Below are 20,367 nucleotides of genomic sequence, written 5' to 3'. Positions count from 1 at the left end.
CTGCAAGTCTAACAATTCGCTTCTGGCCTAGGCAGCCGAATCTTAAAATGAGGGCCTGTCGAGGACTCCCCCATGAAACCCGCATTACTGAAAAAGCCCCTGCGCCTGCTCGCCGAGCTGGCGGTCCTGCTGGTGTTGTTCCTGTTCGGTGGCCAACTGGCCGCCTGGCTGGGCTGGCCGATCCCCGGCGGGGTGATGGGCCTGGGCTTGCTGTTGCTGCTGTTCGCCTGTGGTGCGCTGAAACCGGCCACCTTGCAACTGGGTGCTGGCTGGCTGATGGCGGAAATGCTGCTGTTCTTCATCCCGGCGCTGATGAGCCTGCTCGATTACGGCAGCCTGGTGCGCAGCGAAGGTTGGCGCATTCTGCTGGTCATCGCCGTGAGTACCCTGATGGTCATGGTAGTCACTGCCGTCACTGTAGAGCTGGTCTGCCGCTGGAGGTTGCGCCATGAGCCTTGAACCCATGCCCCTCTTCTGGCTGGCACTGACCTTGGCGGCCTACCTGGCCAGCCGCTGGCTGTATCGGCGCACTGGGCGCTACCTGATGTCGCCACTGATTCTGGTCCCGGCATTGCTGCTGGCGGTGGCCGTGCCGCTGCACACGGCCTACGCCGAATATGCGCGCAACACCCATTGGCTGATGAGCGTGCTGGGCCCGGTGACCGTGGCCTTCGCCGTGCCGATCTGGCAACAGCGGGCGATGCTGGCGCGGCATTGGCCAGCGCTGCTGGTGGGCATGGTGGCGGGCAGCGCGGCATCGATCGCCAGTTCCTGGAGCCTGGCGCACCTGTTGGCGCTGGATGATGCGATCAGCCTGTCGCTGGTGCCGCGTTCGATCACCACGCCATTCGCCATGCCACTGGCCCATGACCTGGGTGGTGTGCCGGAACTGACGGCGGTGTTCGTGATGTTCACCGGGGTGCTGGGCGCCATGTTCGGTGGCGTGCTGCTGCGCTGGCTGCCATTGCGTACACCGTTGGCGCGGGGCGCACTGTTCGGTGTGGGCGCGCATGGTGCCGGGGTCAGCCGGGCCCAGGAAGTGGGCCGCGAAGAGGGCTCGGTGGCCGGCCTGGTCATGGTCCTCACCGGCCTGCTCAACCTGTTCGCCGCGCCGTTGCTGGCGATGTTGCTGTGACCGTTCGTGCCACTGACTCGCTCGGTCATCAAGCTGGCTGGTAACGCAAGTTTCACATGGCGGGCTGCTGATTACACTCAACCTCGACATAGAGAGCACATGAAAGTGCCGAGGTGACATGCAATGACCGCAGCCTTGCCCTATTCCGTCAACACCACTCCACCGGGACAACTCTGATGCCTATCGCCGAGATTCCATTGCGCGTCTGGCGTACCCGGGGACAGAGTTTTTCATTCCGGGCCCAGAGCATCCGCTACTGGACCGCAGGGCAAGGAGAGCCCCTGCTTCTGTTGCATGGATTTCCCACCGCAAGCTGGGATTGGCATTACCTGTGGGCGCCACTGGCCCAGCGCTTCCGGGTGATTGCCTGTGACATGCTCGGCTTCGGCGACTCCGCCAAGCCACTCAACCACCGCTACAGCCTGATGGAGCAAGCGGACCTGCAACAGGCACTGCTGGCGCACCTGGAGGTTGATCAGCCGGTGCATCTGCTGGCGCACGACTACGGTGGCAGCGTGGCTCAGGAACTGCTGTCGCGGCACCACGAACAGCGTGCCGACATCGCCAGCTGCGTGTTCCTCAACAGTGGGCTGTTCCCGGAATGCTGTCAGATCCCACTGGTCCAGAAGTTGCTGCTTAGCCGCCTGGGCTGGCTGGTGGGGCGTTCGTTCGGGCGCGACGATCTGGTGCGCAACGTGACCCAGATCTACGGCCCGTGCACCCACCCCAGTGAAAGCGCGCTGGACGATTGCTGGAGCCTGATCGCCGCCAACTCCGGTACGCGCATCCTCCACAAACTGGTGGGTTACCAGCCTGAGCGCAGGCAGCATCGTGAGCGCTGGGTTGGGGCATTGCAGCGCGATGGCATGCCGCTGCGGTTCATAAACGGCATCGCCGACCCTTTGTCCGGTGCGGATATGGTCGAGCGTTATCGGCAGCTGGTGCCTAACCCCGATATCGTGCAACTGCAGGGCATCGGCCATTACCCACACACCGAAGCGCCTGTGCAGGTACTGCGCCATTACCTGGCCTTTCGCGAACAGCTGCTGAGCTACCTGCCGCAAAGCGTCGCCTGGTCCTGAACCCGCGATCATCGCCCGCCGTTATCGCCTGGCATTAGCCAGGGTGAGCTTGATTGTCCGCCTGCCCGGGCTGGCGGACACTCGCTGCATTCAACCTGACTTGGAGCCTTGGGCATGAGCGAGCCGGTAAGCCTGCAAGACCGTGTAGTGATCGTCACCGGAGCCGGTGGCGGCCTGGGCCGTGCCCACGCCTTGCTGTTCGCCGCACGTGGCGCCAGGGTCGTGGTCAACGACCTGGGCGGCTCGACCCACGGTGAGGGGGCCAATGCGTCGGCTGCCGACAAGGTCGTGGCCGAAATCCGCGCTGCCGGGGGCACGGCGGTGGCCAACCACGACTCGGTGGGCGACGGTGCGCGCATCGTCGAACAGGCGCTGGACAGTTTCGGCAGGGTCGATGTGCTGGTGAACAACGCCGGCATCCTGCGCGACAAAGCCTTCCACAAGATGGACGACAGCGATTGGGAGCTGGTCTACAAGGTCCACGTCGAAGGTGCCTACAAGGTCACCCGGGCTGCCTGGCCACACCTGCGCGAGCAGAACTGGGGGCGGGTGATCTTCACGGCATCGACTTCGGGCATCTATGGCAACTTCGGCCAGGCCAACTACGGCATGGCCAAGCTGGGGCTGTATGGCCTGACCCGGACCTTGGCCATCGAAGGGCGCAAGCATGGCGTGCTGGTCAATGCCATCGCCCCGACCGGCGGCACGCGCATGACCGAAGGGTTGATACCCCCGCAAGTGTTCGAGCGGCTCAGGCCTGAGTTGATCAGCCCGTTGGTGGTGTACCTGGGTAGCGAGCAGTGCCAGGACAGCGGCGAGTTGTTCGAGGTGGGCGGTGGCTGGGTGGGCAAGGTGCGCTGGGAGCGTAGCCTCGGTGTCGGTTTCGATCCCGAACAAGGGTTTACCCCGGAGCAGGTCGCGGATCACTGGGCACAGATTGGTGATTTCACGGGGGCGGTGCACCCGCGCGACAACCTGCAGGCGTTGCAGCAGATGATGGCCAACCTGCAGAAATAAAAAAGGCCGCTGCAAAGCGCAGCGGCCAATCGAGACGTTAGATCAAGGAGCTTCAAAATCAACGTCGGTGAACCTCGCGGGCCTGAAAGGCGGGGGGTAGAGCCCTTCATGCCGGCCGAGTGAGATAAGAATAAGCGCTTGATCCTGTGGGAAAAATAGCCGCTTGTGACATTCACCTTTACGTTTCGGGCAACAGTGCCTGGCGCATGTTTCAGGCCGCTGGCGAGTAGCCCATGCGCCAGCTGGTGTCTCGCGCTGCCGCCAGCAGGCGCTGTGCTGCCGGACCGTGTTCATCGGCATGGAAGATCGAGGTCGGGCCGACCACGGTCATCACCGCAGCGATCTGCCCCATGGCGTTGAACACCGGCGCAGACAACGCATCCACGCCCGGCATCAACAGACCGTGCACATGGTGCAAGCCCTGTTCGCGGATCCCTGCCAGCAAGCCTTCGTAGTCGCTGGCACTTTGCTCCAGCGCGGCCAGCTCGCGGTCGCGCAGCTCCACGGTCTCACGCTCGGGCAGATGGGCGGCAAATACCAGGCCGGTGGAGGAGCTGAGCAGCGGCAGCACGGAGCCGATCTGGGTCACCACAGTAACCGCTCGCACCGCGGGCTCGATGCTCACGACCGTGGCGCCCTGATTGCCCCACACCGCGAGGAAGCAACTCTCGTTCAGCTCATCGCGCAGTTGCGACAGTGGCAGCGCCGCCACTTTCAGCACATCGATGCTGCCCAGTGCCGCCAGCCCCACGCGCAATGCCTCGCGCCCCAAGCCATAGTGGTTGGTGGCGGCATCCTGCTCGGCAAAACCACTGGCGATCAACGCCTGCAGGTAGCGGTGTACCTTGCTCGCCGGCATCTGCACATGCTCGGCCAGGCGCGACAGCGAAGTGGAGGGGGACAGTTCGGCGAGGGCCTTGAGGATGTCGGTGCCGACTTCCGCCGAGCGGACTTTCTGCTTGCCGTTGTCGGCGGGGGAGCTGGCTTTGGCCATGGGTAGGAAGCTTCCGGATTTTTCGCGTCGCGCCTTTATAGCTTGACGCCTGGCGGGGAGCAAATTACGTTATTCGTAATCAGATTACGATAAAAACAAAATCCGGAGGCTTCGATGAACCACGACACGTCCCCCGACCTTCATTACCTGAGCGGTTTCGGCAACGAATTCGCCAGCGAAGCCCTGCCTGGCGCCCTGCCGGTCGGGCAAAACTCGCCACAGAAGGCGCCCTACGGGCTGTACGCCGAGCTGCTGTCGGGCACGGCATTCACCATGGCCCGCAGCGAACTGCGCCGCACATGGCTGTATCGCATCCGCCCGTCGGCTTTGCACCCGCGCTTCGAGCGCCTGCAGCGCCAGCCCTTGAGCGGCCCGCTGGGTGCGGTCACGCCCAACCGCCTGCGCTGGAATCCACAGCCCATGCCCAGCGAGCCAACTGATTTCATCGAAGGCTGGGTGCCCATGGTGGCCAACTCGGCGGCCGAGAAGCCGGCCGGGGTCAGCATCTACATCTATCGCGCCAACCGTTCCATGGACCGGGTGTTCTTCAACGCTGACGGCGAGCTGCTGCTGGTACCGCAACAGGGCCGCCTGCGCATCGCCAGCGAACTGGGCGTGATGGACGTCGAGCCACAGGAAATCGCCGTGATTCCGCGGGGCATGAAGTTCCGGGTCGAGTTGCCCGATGGCCAGGCCCGCGGCTACATCGCCGAAAACCACGGTGCGCCACTGCGCCTGCCTGACCTGGGGCCGATCGGTAGCAATGGCCTGGCCAACCCGCGTGATTTCCTCACCCCGGTGGCGCACTACGAAGAAGTGGATGGCCCGGTGCAGCTGGTGCAGAAGTTCCTCGGCGAGCACTGGGCCTGCCAGCTGCAGCACTCGCCGCTGGACGTGGTCGCCTGGCACGGCAGCAACGTGCCCTACAAGTACGACCTGCGCCGTTTCAACACCCTCGGCACGGTCAGCTTCGATCATCCGGACCCGTCGATCTTCACCGTGCTGACTTCGCCGACCAGCGTGCACGGCATGGCCAACATGGACTTCGTGATCTTCCCGCCGCGCTGGATGGTGGCCGAGAACACCTTCCGTCCACCGTGGTTCCACCGCAACCTGATGAACGAATTCATGGGCCTGATCAACGGTGCCTACGACGCCAAGGCCGAAGGTTTCCTGCCGGGCGGTGCCTCGCTGCACGGGGTGATGAGCGCCCACGGGCCGGATGCCGAAACCTGCGAGAAGGCCATCGCTGCCGAGCTGGCACCGCACAAGATCGACAACACCATGGCTTTCATGTTCGAGACCAGCCAGGTGCTGCGCCCGAGCCTGCAGGCACTCGACAGCCCGCAATTGCAGGCCGACTACGATAGTTGCTGGGCCACTTTGCCGAGCACCTTCAACCCGAACCGGAGATAACCCATGAACCAGACCGCCATTGCCCGTAGCTGGGTCGAGCACGCCAACGGGCATCGCGACTTCCCGCTGCAGAACCTGCCGCTGGGCATCTTCAGCCGCCCGGGCGAAGCGCAGCGCTGTGGCGTCGCCATCGGCGATGCCATCCTTGACCTGGAAGCCGCCCTGGCTGCAGGCCTGTTCGATGGCCAGGCCAAGGCGGCGGTGGAGGCCACCCGTGGTGGTGCCCTGAACGCCTTCTTCGCGCTGGGACGTGCCCCCCGGGTGGCACTGCGTGAGCGTCTGCTGGTGCTGTTGGGCGAACACAGCGAGCATCAGGCTGTGCTCAAGGCTGCGCTGTATCCGGCCAGCGAGTGCCAGCTGCACCTGCCGGCCAAGGTTGGCGACTACACCGATTTCTACGTCGGCATCCAGCACGCCACCAACGTCGGCAAGCTGTTCCGCCCCGACAACCCGCTGCTGCCCAACTACAAGTACGTACCGATCGGCTACCACGGCCGCGCCTCGACCTTGCGCCCATCGGGCACCGAGGTCCGTCGCCCGAAAGGCCAGACCCTGCCGGCCGGCCACACCGAGCCAAGCTTCGGCCCCTGCGCGCGGCTGGACTACGAACTGGAGCTGGGCATCTGGATCGGCCAGGGCAACGACATGGGGCAGGCCATCCCGATTGCCGAGGCCGACCAGCATCTGGCCGGCCTGTGCCTGCTCAACGACTGGTCGGCACGGGATATCCAGGCCTGGGAATACCAGCCACTGGGCCCGTTCCTGTCGAAGAGTTTCATCACCACGATTTCGCCGTGGGTAGTCACCGCCGAAGCCCTGGAACCCTTCCGCTGCGCCCAGCCGGCCCGCCCGGAGGGCGACCCGCAGCCTCTGCCTTACCTGCTTGATCAGCGTGACCAGGCCAGTGGCGCCTTCGACATCGAGCTCGAAGTGCTGCTGCTCACCGAGCGCATGCGTGAGCAAGGCTTGCCAGCGCAGCGCCTGGCCTTGAGCAACACCTTGAACATGTACTGGACCGTGGCCCAACTGATCACCCACCACAGCGTCAACGGCTGCCAGCTGCAGCCCGGCGACCTGTTTGGTTCCGGCACCCTGTCCGGCGCCACGCCAGACGCCTACGGCAGCCTGCTGGAAACCACCGTGGGCGGCAAGCAGCCGGTGGAGCTGGCCAGCGGCGAGATGCGCAAGTTCCTCGAAGACGGTGACGAGATCATCCTGCGCGCCCGCTGCAAGCGTGATGGCGTGGCCAGCATCGGCTTCGGCGAATGCCGCGGCAAGATCATCGCAGCCAACTGAGGGAGCAGGCCATGGAGCTGTATACCTACTACCGTTCTACCTCTTCCTATCGGGTGCGCATTGCCCTGGCACTGAAGGGCCTGGAGTATGAGGCTCTGCCGGTCAACCTGCTCAAGGGCGACCAGCGCGGCGATGCCTACGTCGCGGTGAACCCGCAAGGCCGGGTGCCGGCCTTGCGCACCGAAGGCGGTGAATTGCTGGTGCAGTCGCCAGCGATCATCGAGTACCTGGAAGAGGTTTATCCACAGCCCGCGTTGCTGCCGGCTGGCGCTGCGCTGCGTGCCAAGGTGCGTGGCGTGGCGGCGATCATCGGTTGCGATGTGCACCCGCTGCATAATGTCAGCGTGCTGAACCAGCTGCGCCAGCTTGGCCATGACGAGGCGCAGGTGAATCAGTGGATCGCCCACTGGATCGGCCAGGGGCTGGCCGCCGTGGAGCAGTTGCTTGGCGATCACGGTTATTGCTTTGGCGATGAGCCGGGGCTGGCGGATGTTTACCTGATTCCGCAGTTGTACGCGGCCGAGCGCTTCAACATCGACCTCAGCGGCTATCCACGCATAGCCCGCGTCGCTGCACTGGCCAACGGGCATCCTGCGTTCGCCAAGGCGCATCCGTCCTGTCAGGTGGACACGCCGGCTCAGTGAATCGAACGGTTCACCGTCGGTAGCTTGCCGATACGTTCGGACAGCTTCAGGCGCTGGACCGGGTCGTCGGTCAGCAGCAGGGCATGCTCCAGGTCGAAACGTTCGGCCTGGGGGCAGTCCAGGTGTTGATACAGCGTTGCGCGGGTCATGTAGTCACTGACCTGCGCGGGGCCCAGTTGCATGACCCGTTCGGCATCGATCAGCGCGGCCAGGTGGTTGTCGTTGCTGATATGCAACTGGCGCAGGTTGCGCGAAAGGCGCTGCAGCATCTGCGTGGCGCTGGCGCTGTGCAGGTGTTCGGCCGTCAGCGGCACATGCGGGCCGAACTGGCGCGCCAGCAGTTCGCGGCAATCATTGGGGTACAGGCGGCGGCCGCCGCAAGGGTCGAGCAGGTGATCGGCACCGGGCACGCGCAGCAGGAAGTGCCCAGGGAATGCCACGCCCTCCAGGGGAATCGACAGGCGCCGGGCCAGTTCCAGGGTGATGATGGCCAGTGCCAGGGGTTGGCCGCGTCGGCGCTGCAGTACCTTGTCCAGCAGCGCCGCTTGCGGGCGCAGCGGGTGGTATTCGTCTTGCTGGAAACCCAGTGCGTTGAGCTGGCGCAGCAGCGGCTGGGCCAGTTCGGATAATGGCAGCATGGGCAGGCAGGCACTGATCTGCCCTTGCAGGTTTTGCAGTGTGGCAAGGCTGGCCGCAGGCTCGACCTTTTGATCATGCTCGACGGCGATCCACAACGCAGCTTCCAGCAGGGCGACCGGCTCGCGCTCCAGGCAGGCCAGGCAGGCTTGACGTGGCTTCATGGGGTTTCTCCACACACGCTTGAGTATTAGCCGGGGGCCGCGGATTCGTCCAGTGGTCCGCCCGCAGCGCCGGCCTCTGGTGCGTGCCTATACTGGTAGGAGCACCTCGTTGGGGAGCCCGTCGATGTTCGCGCTGATGCAAAGCACCCGTACCCAGTCGCTGCACCTGTTCATTGACCCGCCCACCGGCCTCAAGGCCGTCGTGGCGATTCACAGCGAGAAGTTGGGCCCGGCGGTGGGCGGTTGCCGCTACCTGCCCTATGCCGATGACGAGAGTGCCATGGCCGATGCCATTCGCCTGGCCCAGGGCATGAGCTACAAGGCGGCGCTGGCGGGGTTGCCCTTGGGGGGCGGCAAGGCGGTGATCATGCGTAACCCGCATGTGGAAAACCGCGCGGCACTGTTCGAGGCGTTCGGCCGCTTCATCGATACCCTGCAAGGGCGTTTCATCATCGCCGTGGACAGCGGTACCTCGACCCTGGACATGGACTGCATTGCCCAGAGCACTCCGCATGTCACCAGCACCACGGCCTCCGGTGACCCGTCACCGCATGCCGCCATGGGCGTGTTCGCCGGCATCCGCGCCACCTCGCAGGCACGCCTGGGCAGCAGCAACCTCGAAGGCCTGCGCGTGGCCGTACAGGGGTTGGGCAATGTCGGTTATGCCCTGGCCGAGCAGCTGCATGCGGCGGGCGCAGAGTTGCTGGTCAGTGACCTGGACCCAGGTCGGGTGCGCCTGGCGGTGGAGCAGTTCAATGCTCACCCGGTGACCAATGACGCCTTGATCAGCACCCCCTGCGATATTTTCGCGCCCTGTGGCGTAGGGCCGGTGCTCAATGGCCAGACGGTGATGCAGCTGCGTTGCGCGGCGGTGGCGGGGGCGGCGAACAATCAGCTGACCACGCTGCAGGTGGCTGACCAGTTGGAGTCGCGCGGCATCCTGTATGCCCCCGACTATGTGATCAATGCCGGTGGCCTGATCTACGTGGCGCTGAAACATCGGGGGGGCGACCTGGGCACCATTACCGCGCACCTGGCGCGGATACCGACGCGGCTGACCGAGGTGTTCGCCCATGCCCAGGCAGAAAAGCGCTCGCCGGCCCGGGTGGCGCAGATGCTCGCCGAGCGCCTGTTGTACGGTTGAGGTGCCGGCCGCGGGCCGCTTCAATCATGCATGAGCCATGGCCTCAGTTCCTTGAGGTTGGCGACCACGATCTGTTGCGCTTCGGGGCTGGTCGCCACGTTGCGCGGGTCGATCTGATAACGCTGCAGTACATACTTCACCAGCGCTCTGCGGCTCGGCACGACCAGCTGCCCCTTGGTCATGCCGAAGTCGGCTTCGATGATCGCCTTCTGCGCCTCGTTCAAACGCCCGTCGGGTTCGAAGATCACCGGGATCTCGGCATTCCAGTCTTCGTCCTGTTCCCGAGTGTTGGGGGACTCATCCAGCAGGTCCGGCTGCCCGCGCAACCGGCTGAGCACGAAGTCGCGGTACTGGCCGTTCTTTTCACAGTACGCCCGCACATGCCAGCGCATGCCGGTGTAGACCAGTGTGTGCGGCGCGATAAGGCGCACCTCGACGTTCGGTGTGTTGAGAGACACGTACTCGGTTTCCAGCCGCAGGCCTTCGCGGCAGGCCTTGAGCAGGGGGCGCAGAACCTCTGGCCGAATAGGCCGGTCCGGCACCTCCAGCACCTTGGTGTGGGCGTAGGCCAGTGCCAGGCCGTCAATGTGCGGGGCGCGCTCACCGTTCTGATACAGCAGGTGCAGGTAAGCGCTAGCGCTGTCCTCGATGAACTTGGGCTTGAACAGCTTGCCGGGTACATAACCCTTGAGCTGCTTGTCATAGGCCAGGTTCTTCGGCGCATGTTCGGTGATGTAGGTATTGATGTCCTTGGATGCCTGCTGCCGGCTGATGCCGAAACTCTGCATCAGATGGCCGGTGGTCAGGCGGCCTTCCCACCAGGCGACGGTCTCGATCAGCTTGTAGCGCAGTGCCAGGTCCCAGCGTACCTGCTCGACGGTTTGCTTGCGTTTCATGACCTCTCCTGAGAAGGAATGCCTGGGTGGCATGTCGAAAGCCTGATTATGTGTAAATAATATAGTCATGTATAGCGCAAGGTCTTGTCGCGATCATGACGCTAGGCGACGCAAAGGAATTTGGCCGACAAGCGCCTTGTTGATGGGGCGGTGTCACTTGGAGGATGATGTCAAATGGCTACTTATGGCTATGGTGCCTTACCTGAAAGCTGCTGCTTTTGGGCATTCCAATGTGCATGAGTAGTTTACCTGTATAAGTCTACATTCTAGATCTGTCGTAAAACTCTACATATATTTTCCTCGTCTTCAGGGCACACTCAAGGAAAGGAAATGGCTATGTGGGAAGTGATTGCGACAGGTGCAGTTGTGGGGATGGGCATCATTCTGCTAGTGCTGCTGTATCAGAGCTTGAGGCTGCACGAGCTATGGAAGCTGGGGCTCGCTTGCCAGAAAAACGCGCGTTGGGCGAAGATCTGGGAGGCAGAGAACCGCGAATTGCGCTCGGCGCTGCGCGCGGAGCAGGCTCAGATCGAACAGCTGCAGAGGAAGGTGGTGCTCTTGCAGGAGTTGATCCCGGCGCAAGGATAATGAGGGGGCAAAGCCGCTGCTGGCGATGCATTCACTTGGGGTGACCTGTTTGCCACCCCTGCGAAGGATGGGTTACTCGCCGCTGTCGGCTGGCGTGTCCAGATCAGCCAGGGCCGATGCATTGTTCTTGAAGGCCGCGGCAAATACCGCCCGGTTCTTGGCCATGAAGATGCTTGCCTCTTCGGCAATGTTTTCTTCCAGCCCCGGTACATGTTTCACCAGAACCTGAGTAAGCACCTCGGCCAGTTCAAGCATCTGGTCATGGGCGTCTGCGAGTTTGCGGTCCAAGAACGTGGTCTCCAAATCGCGCGTGCTGCGGTAAAGAATCTCAACAGCCATACGAGGCCTCTCGGTCAGTGGCAGCAGGGGCGCTGTCGTGCAGCCTTCTGCTGTGCGGTTCAGTTGCTATCCAGGCAGTCGGGCAGATTGCCGTTACCGAATACTGTATCGATATACAGTAATGGCAATGCAGTCATTGCGCAACCAGAAATTGTAGCCGTGCTGAATTCGCCTGCCGCCCGTGCCTTGCGGCAATCGGTCGCCTTCCAAGGCAGGGGCCTGGCCCTTTAACTGCATGGCACAAGCGTCACAGGCGTGACGCATCATCCTTCATGTCGTATAGGGGAATCGCACATCGTGGATATCAAATGGGCTGAAAAACTGCGCAAGGGCCTGCACGGCTCGGCCGATGCGCTGGGCAACCTGTGTGTGGAAGCGTTCCACTACCTGGCACTGTTCGGCATTGGCGCGATTACCGCCTACGCGGCGGTGGTGACCTTCCTGGACATGCTCGGCAAGGGTGGGGTCAGCGTCGATGACATCCTGCTGCTGTTCATCTACCTGGAGCTGGGGGCGATGGTCGGTATCTACTTCAAGACCAACCACATGCCGATCCGCTTCCTGCTGTATGTGGCGATCACCGCGCTGACGCGCCTGCTGATTGGCGATGTGTCGCACCACAAGGCGCCGGACGAAGGGCTGCTGTACGTGTGCGGCGGCATCCTGCTGCTGGCGTTCTCGATCCTGGTGGTGCGCTACGCCTCGTACCGCTACCCCTCGACCAAGGTGCTGGACGCCAGCGGCAAGGAAGTGGAGGAGGGCAAGTAGCCCTCAGTTGGCCAGGCCGACAGCTGCCAGGTGACGTGGCTCGTTGCGGCCGTCGCGGGTCAGGGCGGCAAGGACCTGCAACGGGTTCTGCCCCAGCTCGATGGCCAGGCCCAGGCGGATACTGTCGATGACCCGCTGCAAGCGTACCGGGTCGTTGCGCTGGGCCTGGCTGATCAGGCGCCTGGCGACCACGCCGGCGTCGTCGGAAAGGGTCAGCATGATGCTGCCATCCAGCCGTTCGATACTCAGGTTGACCCGGTATTCGGGGGCAAAGGCGGCGCTGATCTGTTCGAAGGGGTTGTTCATGGTCGGGGTCTGCAATGAATGACTGCAGAAGTTGACCGGGTAACCCGCTGGTTGGTTCAGCCCCATCGATCGGGGCAAACGAAAACGCCCGGCACAGGCCGGGCGTTGTTGTGCTTGCAGATGATCAGGCCTCGGGGTCACTCAGTTCCAGTGCACCGCGCTTGCTGCGCAGCTTGCCGTAGAAGTGTTCCAGCGCATTGTTCAGCTTGCTGGCGGCACCGTCGACCGCCTGGTCCAGCGAGGTGGCGGTGTGGGTCACGGAAATCGGCTGATGGCCTTTCGGGCGAGCCTCCAACTGGCAGCGTTTGTCATGCGGGCCGGGCTTGGCGCCGTTCTCGTCACGCAGATGGACCTCGATGCGGGTGAGGTCGTCGTCATAGCGTTCGAGGGTGGCTTCCAGCGTACTGCGGACCCACTCGTTGAGACGGATGTTGCCTTCGATATGGTTGCTGCTGTTGACCTGGATTTGCATGATTCCAATCCTTATTCAGCTTGCTCGCATGGAGGCGTGCCTAGGCCATTGAGGGCCTTGGTATTTCTGCGCCTCTTGACTCTAAGGTCAGGCAACGGGGAAACGAATACAACCCCTTTTTGAAAATAAATTTTCAGTTGCAAATCCGGCTTGACCATCTGCGACTGGATAGGGTGATCGGTGCAGTCTTTGCTTATGAGAATTGAAATCATTACTATTGCATTCCCATTCTCCGGACTCACGCCATGAAGCGCTCCGCCAGCGGACTTCCTCTCAGCTATCGCCTGGCCGTGGTTTCGCGCGGCCTTGCAGCTTTGCTGGGTGGCTATCTGCTGGCGTCGCTGGTCAGTGTCTGCCTGGCCCTGTTGCTGCCGTTGCCCCAGGTCGACGCCACGCTGACCGGCCTGATGCTCTCGTTCGTGTTCTACCTGTTGGCCTTCATCTGGTGTTTCGCCTGCCGCAGCGCCTGGCGTGCCTGGCTCGGCGTGCTGCTGCCGAGCCTGGCGCTGGGGCTGCTCGGCGGGTTCGCCTACTGGATGAAAAACCCATGAAGGAAGGCTTCCGCCAGGCCATGGCCTGGCTGCATACCTGGGCCGGCCTGATCTTCGGCTGGCTGCTGTTCGCCATCTTCCTCACCGGCACCTTGTCGTACTTCAAGGAGGAGGTCAGCCACTGGGCGCAGCCGGAAATTCGCCGCCATGCGCTCGATCCGGTGAACAGCCTGAATCTGGCCCAGCGCTATCTGGAAAGCAACGCCGCGCACTCGGGCAGCTGGATGATCCGTCTGCCGAGCGAGCGCGACGCGGCCTTGCATGTGGGCTGGCGCGACCCCGAGGGCGGTCGCCGAGGGTTTGTCAGGAAGGACCTGGACGCGCAGAGCGGGCAGCCGGTCGAGGCGCGAGACAGCCGTGGCGGCGAGTTCTTCTACCGCTTCCATTTCGAACTGCAGATGCCGTATCCGTGGGGCCGCTGGCTGTCGACGCTGTGTGCTTTCATCATGCTGCTGGGGCTGGTGACCGGGATCATCACCCACAAGAAGATCTTCAAGGAGTTCTTCACCTTCCGCCCCGGCAAGGGCCAGCGCTCGTGGCTGGATGGCCACAATGCCATCGGCGTGCTGGTGCTGCCGTTCCACCTCATGATCAGCTACAGCAGCCTGGTGCTGTTCATGTACATGGTCATGCCGGCCAGCATCATGGCCAGCTATGGCAATACCGGCGACTACTTCAATGACCTGTTCGGCCGCGACGAGGCACCCAAGGTGGCCAATGCCGCTGCACCACTGGTGCCGCTGGCAAGCCTCTATGCCAAGGTCCAGGCGCAGGTGCCAGGCGCGCGCATGGGCTTCATCCAGGTGCAGAACGCCGGTGATCGCAATGCCCGTGTCACCTTCACCCAGTCGTCGGCGGACAACGTCCCCTACAAGCGCAGTGCCAACTGGACCTTCGACGGCGCCACCGGCGAACGGCTGAAGCAAGGCGCAGCGGAAAGCGCCACGATGATGACCTCCTTCAGTTTCGCCGGCCTGCACATGGGTAACTACGCCGGGCCCTGGCTGCGTTGGTTGTACTTCGCCTTCGGGCTGGCCGGCACGGCGGTGATCGGCACCGGTCTGGTCATGTGGCTGGGCAAGCGTCAGCTCAAGCATGCCAGCCGCGAACGCCTGCCGAACGAACTGCGCCTGGTCGAAGTGCTCAACATCGCCAGCATGAGTGGCCTGATCCTGGCCGTGGCCGGCTTCTTCTGGGCCAACCGGCTGCTGCCGGTGGCACTGCAAGGGCGCGCCGACTGGGAGGTGAACGCATTCTTCCTGGTCTGGCTGGCGTCGTTGATGCATGCCGTGTTGCGCCCGGGGCGCAAGGCCTGGGGCGAGCAGCTGGCGCTGGGCGCAATGGCCTTTGCCCTGTTGCCGGTGCTCAATGCCCTGAGCACTGGCCAAGGGTTGAACGTCTCTGTGCCTGCGGGTGACTGGGCCATGGCCGGGTTCGACCTTGCCGCCCTGGCGTGCGGGCTGTTCCTGGCCTGGGCCGCAAGCAAGATGCTGCGCGCCCCGAAGCCTGTTGCCAAGCGTGCGCCACGGGCGACCAAGGCAGCGGCCGAAAGGGTCGAGGTGCCGTGATGCTGAGTATTGCCCTGATGGGATACGCCGGCTTCGCCGCATTGTGCCTGGCGATGGACAAACACTTCAGCGAGCTGCTCAAGCGCAAGCCCGGCCCCGGTCAGCTGCGTGCACTGCGCGCTGGTGGTTGGCTGCTGCTGATGCTGTCGCTGTTCCTCTCAGTGCAATGGCGTGGCTGGGCCCATGGTCTGGTGGAGTGGGTCGCGCTGTTGATGGCCGGCGTCACCCTGTGGGTGTTCGGCTTGCCCTATCTGCCACGTGTGCTGCCGGGCCTGGCTGCTGTCAGCCTGGTGCTGGGCCCGCTGTTGGCCGTGTTTGCCGGGTGATGCCTTGAGCGAAGCCGATAGCGACGGTACCCGCGCGCGCTTTGTCGAGGTGTTCCTGGCCCAGCGTGCGCGCATGGAGGCGCTGGTCAGTCGCCGGGTAGGCTGCCGCGCCACTGCGTCCGACCTGGTACAGGAGCTGTTCCTGCGCTTCTGGCGCCGTCCCGAGGTCAAGGTCGAAGCGCTCGACACCTACTTGCTGCGCTGCGCCGGTAACCTGGCCATCGATCACCTGCGCAGTGAGGGCAGTCGCGAACGCGTCGCCGAAGCCTCGCTGCCGCTGGATCAAGCCGGTCTGGCCCAGGCACCGGAGCAGGCTGTCGAGGTCGATCATGACCTGCAGCGGGTGGAAGCTGCCTTGCGAGCACTGCCTGAGCGCACTCGGCAGATCTTTCTGCTCAATCGCGTCCACGGCTGCACGTACGGCGAAATCGCCAAGGCCATGCAGCTTTCCCAGAGCAGTGTGGAAAAGCATATGATGCGCGCCCTCGAAGCGTGCAAGGCCAGTGTTGCCGAGCCCGCGACCTTCACTCGCAGGCCTGGGAGCGCCCGCTGATGAGCCATCCAGACCTGATCACCGCTGCCCAGTCCGAGGCTGCCTTGCAGTGGCTGATCCGCATCAACGAACAGCCAGCAGCTTCGAAAAGCGCGGAATTCAAACGCTGGTTGCTGGAGGACCCGAAGCATCGCGAAGCCTACGCCGAGGCCCAGTTGCTGTGGCAGCTCAGCGAAGCACCGGCGGTGCGTCTGGCCGAGGAAGAACAGGCAGATTTGCAGCGCTACTTGCTGGCCATGGCCAAGCCGCCTGGCAAAGGGCATTGGCGGCGCGCCGGCATGGCATTGGCCGCGGCGTGCCTGGTGCTGGCTGTCAGCATGGCGGGCGGCTGGCGGCCGAGTGACTGGTTGCTGAACCTGCAGGCCGATTTCAGCAGCAGTGATGCGGTTCGCCTGGTGAGCCTGGCGGATCAGTCACAGGTAACCCTGGATGCGGGCAGCGCCATTGCCGTCGACTTCCAGCAAGGCGAACGCCGCGTGCGTCTGCTGCACGGCGCAGCGTTTTTCCAGGTTACCCATACGGGGCAGCCATTCGTGGTGGAGGCTGCAGGCGGCGAGGTACGGGTACTGGGTACGCAGTTTGAAGTGCGTGACCAGGGGCAGGGCGCGCAGGTCATCGTGCGTAGCGGGCGTGTGGCGGTCATCCCGGCGGCGGGGCAGGTTGGCCAGGTCCTGACGGCCAACCAGCAGCTGGCCTATGCCGACGGGCAAGCCGGCGAGCTGGCGAGCGTGGACAGCGACAGCCGCCTGGCCTGGCGCCAGGGCTGGCTGAACTATTACCAGGTGCCGCTGGCGCAGGTGGTGGCAGACCTGGGCCGCTACTACCCCGGCCGCATCGTGATGCTCGACGACGAGTTGGGGCGGCGCAAGGTCAGCGGCAGCTTCCCGGCAGATGAGCCTTTGGCAGCACTGGACTCGCTGGGCAAGGTGCTGGGTTTCTCGCGGCAAACCTTGTTGGGGCGGCTGACCGTAATCCGCTGATAAAAAAATTCAAAAACGGATGAGGTAACAGGAGTTGGCATCCGTGTAATGAGTGGAAGTGCGATTCATTCGCAGTAATAACCCTCTCACAGGTCAGCGTCCATGAAGTTCTCCCCGCGTTGCGTCCCCCTCTGGCTCGGCCTTTCTGCGTGCTCGGCCATCACCGCTGCCCCTGGCCTCATGGCCGCCGAGCAACGCCAGCTGCACAGCTTCGCCCAACCCAGCCAGCCGCTGGCCCAAGCCCTCAACGCGTTCAGCCGTGCCACTGGCCAGAGCGTGGTCTACACCCTCGAACTGCCCAGCGTGCAGGCTCCGGCCGTCAACGGTTCGTTCAGTGCCGAAGAGGCCCTGCAACAGCTGCTGGGCAACAGCGGGCTGACCTGGCGCCGCCTCGACGCACGCACCTTGACGCTCGAACCTGTGGATACCTCAGGCGCCCTTAACCTGCAGGCCACCACGGTGACCTCGCAAATGGACAGCTACAGCTATCAGCCACCCGCCAGTGCCTCGATCATGCGCGGCCAGGGCCCGTCCCAGGACATCCCCCAGGCGATCAACGTGGTGCCGGCGCAGGTCATCCGCGACCAGGCACCGCGCAACCTTGACGACGCCCTGGCCAACGTCAGCGGCATCACCCAGGGCAACAACTTCGGTGGCACCTCCGACACGGTGATGAAACGTGGCTTCGGTGACAACCGCGACGGCTCGATCATGCGCGACGGCATGCCGCTGGTGCAGGGCCGCAGCCTCAATGCCAGCACCGAGCGGGTTGAAGTGCTCAAGGGCCCGGCCTCGCTGCTGTACGGCATCCAGGACCCGGGCGGGGTGATCAACGTGGTCAGCAAGCGCCCGCAATTGCAGCAGTACAACGCCCTGACCGTGCGCGGCTCCAGCTATGGCAGCGGCAAGAACGGCAGCGGCGGTGGTTTCGACAGCACCGGCGCGCTGGGCGACAGCAACTTCGCCTACCGCCTGATCGTCGATCACGAGGACGAGGACTACTGGCGCAACTTCGGCGTGCACCGCGAGTCGCTGGTGGCACCTTCGCTGGCCTGGCTCGGCGAAGACACCCAAGTGGTGCTGGCCTACGAACACCGCGAATTCCTCTACCCGTTCGACCGCGGCACGGCATTCGGCAGCAATGGCCACCCGCTGGACATTCCGGCCACCCGCCGCCTGGACGAGCCGTTCAACGACATGGAAGGGCGTTCCGACCTGTACCGCCTGGAAGTGGACCACCAGATTGCCGACGACTGGAAGCTGCACTTCGGCTACAGCTTCAACCGCGAGACTTACGATGCCAGCCAGGTTCGCGTGACCGGCGTGAACGAGGCCAAGGGCACGCTGACGCGCAGCATCGATGGCACCCACAACGCCATGAGCCGTGACCAGTTCGCCACCTTGAGCCTCAATGGCAACGTGGAACTGGCCGGCCTGCAGAACGACCTGCTGTTCGGCATCGACCACGAAGACCGCAAGATCTTTCGTGGCGACCTGATCCGTCAGACCTCGCAATCCACCTTCAGCTACCTGAACCCGGTCTACGGCCAGGAAGTGGAGGGCACCACGGTGCGCGCCAGCGACAGCGACCAGACCGACAAGCTGCGCACCGATGCCTTGTTCGTGCAGGACGCGCTGCACCTGGACGAGCACTGGATCCTGGTCGCTGGCGCGCGTTACCAGCAATACGACCAGTACGCCGGCCGCGGTCGCCCGTTCAAGGCCAATACCGACAGCAACGGCCAGGCCTGGGTACCGCATGCGGGCATCGTCTACAAGGTCGATGACCAGCTGTCGTTGTATGGCAGCTACAGCGAGTCATTCAAGCCCAACTCCAGCATCGCCCCGCTGACCGGTGGCGTGGTGCTGGATTCGTCGGTGGCGCCGGAGGAGGGCAAGTCCTGGGAGTTGGGGGCCAAGCTCGACATGCCGGGCAGCCTCACCGGTACCCTGGCGCTGTTCGATATCACCAAGCGCAACGTGCTGGTCGCCAACTTCGACAGCGGCACTGGCGAGACGGTCTACAGCAATGCGGGGGAAGTCAGCTCACGGGGTGTCGAGCTCGACCTGACCGGGCAACTCAGCGAGCGCTGGAGCCTGATCGGCAGTTACGCCTATACCGATGCCAAGGTGACCAAGGATCCCGACCTTGAAGGCAACCGCCTGCAGAACGTGGCCCGGCACAGCGGTTCGCTGTCGGCGGTGTATGATTTCGGCAGCCTGTTCGGCGGCGATCGCCTGCGTTTCGGCGCCGGGGCGCGCTATGTGGGCGAACGGCCGGGGAACTCGACCAATACCTTCGACCTGCCGAGCTATACCGTGGCCGATGCGTTCGCCACCTACGAGACCAAGCTCGACGAGCACAATGTGCGCTTGCAGTTGAACGTGAAGAACCTCTTCGACAAGGTCTACTACAGCTCGGCGGTGAACCAGTACTTCGTCGCCATTGGCGATGCACGGCAGGTGAGCCTGTCCAGCACCTTCGAGTTCTAGGTAGTTGGGGCCGCACAGCGGCCCCGGTTTCAAGAGCTCAAGGCCGAGCGGTACTCGCCTGGGGTTGCATCGAATGCCTGGCGGAAGCGGTTGCTGAAATGGCTGGCGCTGGCGAACCCGCACAGCAGTGCCACCTGGCCCAACGGCAATTCACCCAGGCGCAGCAGCTGACAAGCGCGATGCAGTCGCCGCGCCAGCAGATACTGATGGGGTGGCAAGCCGAAACTGCTGCGGAACATCCGCGCAAAATGGTATTCGGACAGGTTGCTGCGCAGTGCCAGTTCACCCAGCGTAATCGGCTGGTCGAGGTGCGCTTCGATATATTCCACCAGTTGCCGGCGCAGGCTCGGCGCCAACCCGCCTTTCAGGCGCAACCCTTGGCGCAGACCAACCTGGCTGAGCACGGCATGGTCGACGATCGCGTGGGCCAGGCTGCTGGCCAGCAGACGTTCGGCGGGCTCATCCCAGTCGAGGGTGATCAACTGGCGAAAACGCACGGATTGCTGCGGGTCGTCCAGGAACGTCGCCTCTCGCAGCTGCAGTTCGCGGGGTTCGCGGTCAAGCAGGCGCACGCAGCCCAGGGCGAACTGCGCTTCGCTGATGTACAGGTGGGCCAGGCGGATTGCACCATTCACCACCCAGTTCGATTCGTGCCCCGCCGGCATGATGCACAGTTTGTCCGGCGCACCCTTGTCGGCCGGGCGCTGGCGCCGGAAGGTACCGGTGCCGTCGGCGATGTAGCACGACAGCGTGTGATGGCTCGGCGCCTGATAGTCGCGGGCGTCGTCGCGGTTGCTCCACAACGCCGCGGCCAGCCCGTCGCCCAGGTGCGCGCTCAGCTCCAGCCGGGCGTTGGGCGAGGCGTGCATGGCGTTGAACACTTGCAGCTGGGTGAGTGGCGTCATGGGCGGGTCCTCTGGCGCTCATCGTACTGCGCCAGCGTTTCGGTGACAGCCACCTGTGGGCGAAAAGCGCAAGTTTGTGCAAGCGCAGGGTGGT

At 63.8% G+C, this 20,367-nt stretch carries 23 protein-coding genes; 16 read left to right on the top strand and 7 right to left on the bottom strand.

The window, feature by feature from the left end; translation table 11 throughout:
- Nucleotides 1-72 precede the first annotated feature (72 nt).
- The 4 genes from ACIPZ8_RS10445 to ACIPZ8_RS10430 all read left to right on the top strand — a co-directional run bounded on the left by ACIPZ8_RS10445 (nucleotide 73) and on the right by ACIPZ8_RS10430 (nucleotide 3,234).
- Nucleotides 73-459 (top strand): CidA/LrgA family protein, encoded by a 387-nt coding sequence (locus ACIPZ8_RS10445; RefSeq protein ID WP_400722326.1) that lies wholly within the window; start codon nucleotides 73-75, stop codon nucleotides 457-459.
- On the top strand, nucleotides 449-1,135 hold the full coding sequence (locus ACIPZ8_RS10440) for an LrgB family protein (RefSeq protein WP_400722323.1): 687 nt from the start codon (nucleotides 449-451) through the stop codon (nucleotides 1,133-1,135). Before ACIPZ8_RS10445 ends, ACIPZ8_RS10440 begins: the two co-directional genes overlap by 11 nt.
- A 176-nt stretch (nucleotides 1,136-1,311) precedes the next feature.
- Entirely contained in the window at nucleotides 1,312-2,217 is a 906-nt protein-coding gene (locus tag ACIPZ8_RS10435) for an alpha/beta fold hydrolase (protein WP_400722320.1), read from the top strand.
- A 114-nt stretch (nucleotides 2,218-2,331) separates the two neighbouring features.
- Nucleotides 2,332-3,234 (top strand): SDR family oxidoreductase, encoded by a 903-nt coding sequence (locus tag ACIPZ8_RS10430; protein ID WP_400722317.1) that lies wholly within the window; start codon nucleotides 2,332-2,334, stop codon nucleotides 3,232-3,234.
- Between the two features lie 211 nt (nucleotides 3,235-3,445).
- Here ACIPZ8_RS10430 and ACIPZ8_RS10425 read toward each other — a convergent pair whose 3' ends face one another.
- On the bottom strand, nucleotides 3,446-4,228 hold the full coding sequence (locus tag ACIPZ8_RS10425; RefSeq protein WP_400722314.1) for an IclR family transcriptional regulator: 783 nt from the start codon (nucleotides 4,226-4,228) through the stop codon (nucleotides 3,446-3,448).
- A 114-nt stretch (nucleotides 4,229-4,342) separates the two neighbouring features.
- On the opposite strand from ACIPZ8_RS10425, the gene hmgA reads away from it, so the two are divergent.
- Genes hmgA through maiA form a run of 3 tightly spaced genes read left to right on the top strand, consistent with a single transcriptional unit; the run spans nucleotide 4,343 to nucleotide 7,584 of the window.
- The gene (gene hmgA, locus ACIPZ8_RS10420) at nucleotides 4,343-5,644 is read left to right on the top strand and encodes a homogentisate 1,2-dioxygenase (protein WP_400722311.1); all 1,302 of its coding nucleotides are present in this window, start codon (nucleotides 4,343-4,345) and stop codon (nucleotides 5,642-5,644) included.
- A 3-nt stretch (nucleotides 5,645-5,647) separates the two neighbouring features.
- A complete protein-coding gene (gene fahA, locus ACIPZ8_RS10415; protein WP_400722308.1) occupies nucleotides 5,648-6,940 on the top strand; it encodes a fumarylacetoacetase in 1,293 nt (430 codons plus the stop codon).
- An 11-nt stretch (nucleotides 6,941-6,951) separates the two neighbouring features.
- Nucleotides 6,952-7,584: a maleylacetoacetate isomerase gene (gene maiA, locus ACIPZ8_RS10410; RefSeq protein ID WP_400722305.1), complete on the top strand. Its 633-nt coding sequence runs from the start codon at nucleotides 6,952-6,954 to the stop codon at nucleotides 7,582-7,584.
- Here the strand turns inward: maiA and ACIPZ8_RS10405 are convergent.
- Entirely contained in the window at nucleotides 7,578-8,384 is an 807-nt protein-coding gene (locus tag ACIPZ8_RS10405; RefSeq protein WP_400722303.1) for a SirB1 family protein, read from the bottom strand. The genes maiA and ACIPZ8_RS10405 overlap by 7 nt on opposite strands.
- Nucleotides 8,385-8,508: 124 nt before the next feature.
- Between ACIPZ8_RS10405 and ACIPZ8_RS10400 the strand changes: the two genes are divergently transcribed.
- On the top strand, nucleotides 8,509-9,528 hold the full coding sequence (locus ACIPZ8_RS10400) for a Leu/Phe/Val dehydrogenase (RefSeq protein WP_400722300.1): 1,020 nt from the start codon (nucleotides 8,509-8,511) through the stop codon (nucleotides 9,526-9,528).
- 20 nt (nucleotides 9,529-9,548) lie between these two features.
- Here ACIPZ8_RS10400 and ACIPZ8_RS10395 read toward each other — a convergent pair whose 3' ends face one another.
- A complete protein-coding gene (locus tag ACIPZ8_RS10395) occupies nucleotides 9,549-10,424 on the bottom strand; it encodes a WYL domain-containing protein (protein WP_400722298.1) in 876 nt (291 codons plus the stop codon).
- 330 nt (nucleotides 10,425-10,754) lie between these two features.
- Here ACIPZ8_RS10395 and ACIPZ8_RS10390 point away from each other — a divergent pair, with 330 nt between their 5' ends.
- Complete coding sequence (locus tag ACIPZ8_RS10390) at nucleotides 10,755-11,012, top strand: hypothetical protein (RefSeq protein WP_400722295.1); 258 nt, start codon at nucleotides 10,755-10,757, stop codon at nucleotides 11,010-11,012.
- Nucleotides 11,013-11,084: 72 nt separating this feature from the next.
- Here the strand turns inward: ACIPZ8_RS10390 and ACIPZ8_RS10385 are convergent, their stop codons facing one another.
- Nucleotides 11,085-11,351: a YebG family protein gene (locus ACIPZ8_RS10385; protein ID WP_400722292.1), complete on the bottom strand. Its 267-nt coding sequence runs from the start codon at nucleotides 11,349-11,351 to the stop codon at nucleotides 11,085-11,087.
- 297 nt (nucleotides 11,352-11,648) lie between these two features.
- Here ACIPZ8_RS10385 and ACIPZ8_RS10380 point away from each other — a divergent pair, with 297 nt between their 5' ends.
- Nucleotides 11,649-12,119, top strand: a complete 471-nt coding sequence (locus tag ACIPZ8_RS10380; RefSeq protein ID WP_054884705.1) for a phosphate-starvation-inducible protein PsiE — start codon at nucleotides 11,649-11,651, stop codon at nucleotides 12,117-12,119.
- A gap of 3 nt (nucleotides 12,120-12,122) precedes the next feature.
- Here ACIPZ8_RS10380 and ACIPZ8_RS10375 read toward each other — a convergent pair whose 3' ends face one another.
- Nucleotides 12,123-12,425, bottom strand: a complete 303-nt coding sequence (locus ACIPZ8_RS10375) for a DUF3509 domain-containing protein (protein WP_400722289.1) — start codon at nucleotides 12,423-12,425, stop codon at nucleotides 12,123-12,125.
- Between the two features lie 124 nt (nucleotides 12,426-12,549).
- A complete protein-coding gene (locus ACIPZ8_RS10370; protein ID WP_294325294.1) occupies nucleotides 12,550-12,897 on the bottom strand; it encodes an HPF/RaiA family ribosome-associated protein in 348 nt (115 codons plus the stop codon).
- Between the two features lie 245 nt (nucleotides 12,898-13,142).
- Between ACIPZ8_RS10370 and ACIPZ8_RS10365 the strand changes: the two genes are divergently transcribed.
- The 6 genes from ACIPZ8_RS10365 (at nucleotide 13,143) to ACIPZ8_RS10340 (ending at nucleotide 19,368) form a co-directional block, all read left to right on the top strand.
- A complete protein-coding gene (locus ACIPZ8_RS10365) occupies nucleotides 13,143-13,448 on the top strand; it encodes a DUF3649 domain-containing protein (RefSeq protein ID WP_400722286.1) in 306 nt (101 codons plus the stop codon).
- Nucleotides 13,445-15,016 carry a PepSY-associated TM helix domain-containing protein gene (locus ACIPZ8_RS10360; RefSeq protein WP_400722284.1) on the top strand — a complete coding sequence of 524 codons (1,572 nt, stop codon included), beginning with the start codon at nucleotides 13,445-13,447 and terminating at the stop codon, nucleotides 15,014-15,016. Before ACIPZ8_RS10365 ends, ACIPZ8_RS10360 begins: the two co-directional genes overlap by 4 nt.
- A complete protein-coding gene (locus tag ACIPZ8_RS10355; protein WP_400722281.1) occupies nucleotides 15,016-15,342 on the top strand; it encodes a DUF3325 domain-containing protein in 327 nt (108 codons plus the stop codon). Before ACIPZ8_RS10360 ends, ACIPZ8_RS10355 begins: the two co-directional genes overlap by 1 nt.
- 4 nt (nucleotides 15,343-15,346) lie before the next feature.
- The gene (locus ACIPZ8_RS10350) at nucleotides 15,347-15,895 is read left to right on the top strand and encodes an RNA polymerase sigma factor (RefSeq protein WP_400722278.1); all 549 of its coding nucleotides are present in this window, start codon (nucleotides 15,347-15,349) and stop codon (nucleotides 15,893-15,895) included.
- Nucleotides 15,895-16,875, top strand: coding sequence for a FecR family protein (locus ACIPZ8_RS10345; protein ID WP_400722275.1), 981 nt, complete (start codon nucleotides 15,895-15,897; stop codon nucleotides 16,873-16,875). Before ACIPZ8_RS10350 ends, ACIPZ8_RS10345 begins: the two co-directional genes overlap by 1 nt.
- A gap of 102 nt (nucleotides 16,876-16,977) precedes the next feature.
- Entirely contained in the window at nucleotides 16,978-19,368 is a 2,391-nt protein-coding gene (locus tag ACIPZ8_RS10340) for a TonB-dependent siderophore receptor (protein ID WP_400722272.1), read from the top strand.
- A gap of 29 nt (nucleotides 19,369-19,397) precedes the next feature.
- On the opposite strand, the gene ACIPZ8_RS10335 is transcribed toward ACIPZ8_RS10340, so the two are convergent.
- The gene (locus tag ACIPZ8_RS10335) at nucleotides 19,398-20,273 is read right to left on the bottom strand and encodes a helix-turn-helix transcriptional regulator (protein WP_400722269.1); all 876 of its coding nucleotides are present in this window, start codon (nucleotides 20,271-20,273) and stop codon (nucleotides 19,398-19,400) included.
- Nucleotides 20,274-20,367: the final 94 nt, after the last annotated feature.

The organism is Pseudomonas sp. NPDC089422, from assembly GCF_044749405.1.
GTDB lineage: Bacteria > Pseudomonadota > Gammaproteobacteria > Pseudomonadales > Pseudomonadaceae > Aquipseudomonas.
This window is presented reverse-complemented; position numbering and strand designations above follow the sequence as displayed.

Bases quoted from the DNA above. Each gene is read 5' to 3' on its own strand.
- ACIPZ8_RS10445 (WP_400722326.1), top strand. From the start codon at position 73: ATGAAACCCGCATTACTGAAAAAGCCCCTGCGCCTGCTCGCCGAGCTG.
- ACIPZ8_RS10440 (WP_400722323.1), top strand. From the start codon at position 449: ATGAGCCTTGAACCCATGCCCCTCTTCTGGCTGGCACTGACCTTGGCG.
- ACIPZ8_RS10435 (WP_400722320.1), top strand. From the start codon at position 1,312: ATGCCTATCGCCGAGATTCCATTGCGCGTCTGGCGTACCCGGGGACAG.
- ACIPZ8_RS10430 (WP_400722317.1), top strand. From the start codon at position 2,332: ATGAGCGAGCCGGTAAGCCTGCAAGACCGTGTAGTGATCGTCACCGGA.
- ACIPZ8_RS10425 (WP_400722314.1), bottom strand. From the start codon at position 4,228: ATGGCCAAAGCCAGCTCCCCCGCCGACAACGGCAAGCAGAAAGTCCGC.
- hmgA (WP_400722311.1), top strand. From the start codon at position 4,343: ATGAACCACGACACGTCCCCCGACCTTCATTACCTGAGCGGTTTCGGC.
- fahA (WP_400722308.1), top strand. From the start codon at position 5,648: ATGAACCAGACCGCCATTGCCCGTAGCTGGGTCGAGCACGCCAACGGG.
- maiA (WP_400722305.1), top strand. From the start codon at position 6,952: ATGGAGCTGTATACCTACTACCGTTCTACCTCTTCCTATCGGGTGCGC.
- ACIPZ8_RS10405 (WP_400722303.1), bottom strand. From the start codon at position 8,384: ATGAAGCCACGTCAAGCCTGCCTGGCCTGCCTGGAGCGCGAGCCGGTC.
- ACIPZ8_RS10400 (WP_400722300.1), top strand. From the start codon at position 8,509: ATGTTCGCGCTGATGCAAAGCACCCGTACCCAGTCGCTGCACCTGTTC.
- ACIPZ8_RS10395 (WP_400722298.1), bottom strand. From the start codon at position 10,424: ATGAAACGCAAGCAAACCGTCGAGCAGGTACGCTGGGACCTGGCACTG.
- ACIPZ8_RS10390 (WP_400722295.1), top strand. From the start codon at position 10,755: ATGGCTATGTGGGAAGTGATTGCGACAGGTGCAGTTGTGGGGATGGGC.
- ACIPZ8_RS10385 (WP_400722292.1), bottom strand. From the start codon at position 11,351: ATGGCTGTTGAGATTCTTTACCGCAGCACGCGCGATTTGGAGACCACG.
- ACIPZ8_RS10375 (WP_400722289.1), bottom strand. From the start codon at position 12,425: ATGAACAACCCCTTCGAACAGATCAGCGCCGCCTTTGCCCCCGAATAC.
- ACIPZ8_RS10370 (WP_294325294.1), bottom strand. From the start codon at position 12,897: ATGCAAATCCAGGTCAACAGCAGCAACCATATCGAAGGCAACATCCGT.
- ACIPZ8_RS10365 (WP_400722286.1), top strand. From the start codon at position 13,143: ATGAAGCGCTCCGCCAGCGGACTTCCTCTCAGCTATCGCCTGGCCGTG.
- ACIPZ8_RS10360 (WP_400722284.1), top strand. From the start codon at position 13,445: ATGAAGGAAGGCTTCCGCCAGGCCATGGCCTGGCTGCATACCTGGGCC.
- ACIPZ8_RS10355 (WP_400722281.1), top strand. From the start codon at position 15,016: ATGCTGAGTATTGCCCTGATGGGATACGCCGGCTTCGCCGCATTGTGC.
- ACIPZ8_RS10345 (WP_400722275.1), top strand. From the start codon at position 15,895: ATGAGCCATCCAGACCTGATCACCGCTGCCCAGTCCGAGGCTGCCTTG.
- ACIPZ8_RS10340 (WP_400722272.1), top strand. From the start codon at position 16,978: ATGAAGTTCTCCCCGCGTTGCGTCCCCCTCTGGCTCGGCCTTTCTGCG.
- ACIPZ8_RS10335 (WP_400722269.1), bottom strand. From the start codon at position 20,273: ATGACGCCACTCACCCAGCTGCAAGTGTTCAACGCCATGCACGCCTCG.